Genomic DNA, 466 nt, shown 5'->3' with positions numbered 1-466 from the left:
ACTTACAACTTCACCAGTGGATATTTCGATTATTGATTCTGTGGCTAATCGTACTTATCCAGGAGCAGYACAACTTGCAAATAAATCTTTTGCGGATAATCAACCTAGTTTATTAGTGGCTAAGAGAAAACCTTTGAATATTAGTATAGACTTACCTGGCATGAGAAAAGACAATACAATTACTGTCCAAAATCCTACATATGGTAATGTGTCTGGAGCAGTAGATGAATTAGTATCTACTTGGAATGAAAAGTATTCAAAAACACATACGTTACCTGCAAGAATGCAGTATACAGAATCTATGGTGTAYAGTAAATCTCAAATAGCAAGTGCTCTTAATGTTAACGCTAAATACCTTGACAATTCACTGAATATYGACTTTAATGCTGTTGCAAATGGAGAGAAAAAAGTAATGGTTGCGGCATATAAGCAAATCTTTTATACCGTAAGTGCAGAACTACCAAAC

Annotated in this window: 1 pseudogene; it reads left to right on the top strand. The window is 34.6% G+C overall.

Annotation, left to right across the window (positions count from 1 at the left end):
* Positions 1–466 (top strand): annotated as a pseudogene (alo, locus tag AC1DIT_RS28485) (anthrolysin O/cereolysin O family cholesterol-dependent cytolysin Alo); the annotation flags it as partial.

It is taken from the genome of Bacillus sp. 05T22 (genome assembly GCF_056396765.1).
This window is presented reverse-complemented; position numbering and strand designations above follow the sequence as displayed.